Genomic DNA, 3,629 nt, shown 5'->3' on the forward strand with positions numbered 1-3,629 from the left:
GAGCAGTAGTCGTAATTGATCCACACAGTGAATATATTGGAATGCGAAACGAATTGGATGATAAGCTGGTTGCATTCTCTGTTGAGGCTGATCCGGACAGGAGAATTCTCCCGTTGAGATTCAGATACAACAGCTTCTCTGCTGATGATTTCATGTCCATTCTCCGTGTCCGTTCCAATGCAACACTGCAGCGAAAACTGTTCAGAGAAGCCTTCAAGTTGCTGGAGGATAAGGAATGGGGCTACGAAGATCTTGAAAATGCATTGGTGAAAGCAGACGGTGGCGAAGATTCTGACCAGTTACAGGGACTGCAAAGCCTCATGGCAGAAGCGACTGAGTTTGCAATCCTTGACAAGACCCAAGAAGTGCCCTTGGCCGGGGGAGATGGCCCGGGAATTGTCAACGAAGGACGCATGACCGTACTCTCGCTGGCAGGACTTGATACCGATGTTCAACAAGCTGTTGTGCGGCGAGTATCTCAGAAGATTCTACGCGGAGCGGTTGCCTGGCGGCGGAATCATGAAAATGAAGAATCGATTCCATGTCCTGTGCTGCTTGTTGTAGAGGAGTCTCACAACTTCGTACCATCGGATGATAGGGCTACATCCAAACGTATCCTCAGACGAATCGCTTCTGAAGGACGGAAATTCGGTGTTGGTTTGTGCGTCGTCTCACAGCGGCCTGGAAAAATCGATTCCAATGTGTTATCACAGTGTAACAGCATGATTGTGTTGCGAGTCGTCAATCCAAGAGACCAGAGCAACATCGAGAATTCAGCAGAAGCCATGAGTAGAGAGCTCATGGAAGAGCTACCCAGTCTCAATGTGGGAGAAGCCGTTATTTTTGGCCCCGCCGTGAACCTTCCAGCATTGGTGAAGGTTGACAAATACCAGGGGAAACTAGGCGGTGAGGATATCGATGTTGTTGATGCCTGGCAGAATCCTCAGTCGAGCAATACCAAACCACGGAATCGCAGACATGATGACGATGGAGCATTCGAACGGAGGGATTGGAGTTGACAGATACAATTCGGATTGGACAGATGTCTGATTTGCATTTGGGACACAGGCAGTACGGAAAATATGATAGAGCCGTTGATTTCTTCGATGCGGCTGCCGATGCTGCTGACATTCTGGCAGAACAGGATCCAGATCTCGTAGTGGTGCCTGGTGATCTTTTCCACAGGTCGCGCCCGTACCCTGTCGATCAGAGACATTCAATACGCGTGTTTGATAGACTCAGACAAAAGGACATTCCTGTTTTCGCCACTCGTGGAAACCACGACGCGTCCTATGCATGGAGCAAACGACAAGGCGGAAACGAGCTTCACGTACTTGAAGACCTGGGTCTGCTCACATACCTGGAGGATCAATTCGAAGAGGTCTCGCTAGATAACGGTTCATCGGTGAGGGTCTGGGGCCTCGGCTATTACGGAAATGATACAGGTGCTAAACTCAAGGATTTGGTGGAAGAGAACGAGGATGCATTGGAGAAGGACGATATGCCGAATATCCTGCTCATGCATGCATACTTGGATAACATGATTCCTTCCGCCAGGTTGAGTGAATATACTCTTGATGTTCTTGGCTTCGACTATGTCGCCATAGGTCACTATCATGGCTGGTGGGTGAACGGTTCAGAAACAATGTGCTGTTCAGGATCTACCGAGCACGTTTCTGCTGCAGAGTGGGACAACCCAGAGCGGTCGGTTGCGATTGCCAGCTTGACCAAGAAGAACGCATCGTGGGAGACATCGATTGAGCGCTTCAACTATCCGGTTAGACCCAAGAAACGAAAGAAACTGGAATTGGGTACAGTAACAATCACAGAAGCATCTAAAGCTGTTTCTGAAGCGTTGCAGGAGCTGGATGAAGAAGATGCCATTATCCGCGTCGATGTGACCGGGAAGCTGAGTGATACCCACGAGTCTCTTGATATCCGGAGTCTCACTCAGGAGGCCGAGAAAGCCTTCCACGTTACGATTGAACCACAGATGGACTATGCGGGTCTTCCGGTCCGAGAGGATGTGTCTGATACGGAGCTGATGGAGGAGGTCTTTGTGCAGCGACTGGACGTGACAGAAGAGAATGCTGGGAAATGGGTGTCCCTGGCGAACAACATGAAAGACATCCTAACTGAATCCCTCGATGACAAAGCTGAATCGACATTGCTTGAGATGCTCTACGACTTTGCTGATGATGAAGAGATTCAAGAAGAACTAGGTGATGTGGAATGAAACTGCAATGTCTCAGAATGAAGAACGTCAAGTGCTTCGATGATGGCGAGGTTAACCTCGCAACTGGAAAAAACGTCATAGTCGGAAGAAACGGATCTGGGAAAAGTACCATACTGCAATCAATCCTCTATTCGTTGTACAGTGATTTTCAGCAGGGGAATCTGGACGAGTTCATTCGTCTGGGAAAGAACGCTGCTGAGTTTGAGCTTGATTTTGAACACAATGGCCAGGAATATACCGCACAACGGATAATCCGGGCGTCAGGCACGAATGAGGCGTACTTGATTACTCGCCCCCAAGATGATACAATTGCCGAGAAGCAGACATTCGTTACGGACGAAATCGCTGATATTCTAGATATCAAGAAAGAAGTATTCCGGGACGTTATCCTGGTCAGTCAGGGAGAGATTGCCGAAATCATCGGCATGAGAGATTCTGAGAGAAAAGACCTATTCGATAAACTGCTAGGTCTTCAGGAATTCGACAATGCTTGGAGCACTTGCAGGCGAATCCAGTCACATCTGGAGACAGAAATCGACCAATCGAAGGAAATCATCAAAGCTTACGAAGAACCCGCATCAAAACTTGAAGAGAGGAAGACGGAACTTGAAAGCAAGAAGGAGAAGCTTAGCGCCCTGCAAGATGAGCTCGAGACCAATAAAGAGGAATTGAAAGACGTTCAGGAGGCGTGCACTGAGCTAGATGCCTTGAAGAAAGAACTTGAAAGGCTGACTACCCAGACCGGCCAGCGTCAGGAAGCCATTGATCGCGAAGAAGAAGCAATAACTTCCAATCTTGAAGAAGCAGAGGAGCATTGTGAGAGTATCTCATTCGCTCTTCCAGAGACTGTTGATTTATCCAATGTTGGTCAGCTTGAAGAGGAAGCTCGGGAAACCTACGAGTCGATGAAAGAGGAGCTTGCATGCATAAGGGAAGAATACGAAGGCTGGTTAAAGAAGAAAGAGCAGCTCAAAGCCAAAAGGGATTCTAAAACCAGCTTGCTGAAGTCTATAGACAAACTGGAAGAAAGTGAGGAAGAGAAGTCTGGTAGGATTCTGGACATTGAACCCGAACTAGAGAAAATACCCGTGGAAGAATGGGAGCAAGAATTGGGCAGAATAATTGACGAAGCTGTGAGTCAAAAAGATGATGTTGAAACTGAACTCGATACTGTTGATAGTTTGCAGTCTGAACTTCAACAAGTGAACGAAAATATCTCCGGAATCAAAGAGAGCATCGAAGACTTGGAAGACGACCTTTCCACAAACAACGAAGAAGCAACAAAAGCGGTTGGCGAAGATTGGCACCAACTGGCAGAGATCGACTTGAGAGGCATCTCTCCCAAGTTCAGAAGCATCGAGTCTAGCATAGAAGAAACGAGCGAAGAACTGGA

3 protein-coding genes are annotated in these 3,629 nt (G+C 47.9%); all 3 read left to right on the top strand.

All coding sequences use genetic code 11. The annotated features are described in order from the left end of the window. On the top strand, positions 1-1,019 hold a 1,019-nt coding region (locus GF309_12560; GenBank protein MBD3159616.1), incomplete at its 5' end, for a DUF853 family protein. Then, positions 1,016-2,236: a hypothetical protein gene (locus GF309_12565; GenBank protein MBD3159617.1), complete on the top strand. Its 1,221-nt coding sequence runs from the start codon at positions 1,016-1,018 to the stop codon at positions 2,234-2,236. The genes GF309_12560 and GF309_12565, both read left to right, overlap by 4 nt. Then, positions 2,233-3,629, top strand: a 1,397-nt coding sequence (locus GF309_12570) for an AAA family ATPase (protein ID MBD3159618.1), incomplete at its 3' end; no start/stop codon positions are given. The genes GF309_12565 and GF309_12570, both read left to right, overlap by 4 nt.

This window comes from Candidatus Lokiarchaeota archaeon (assembly GCA_014730275.1).
Taxonomy (GTDB): domain Archaea; phylum Asgardarchaeota; class Thorarchaeia; order Thorarchaeales; family Thorarchaeaceae; genus WJIL01.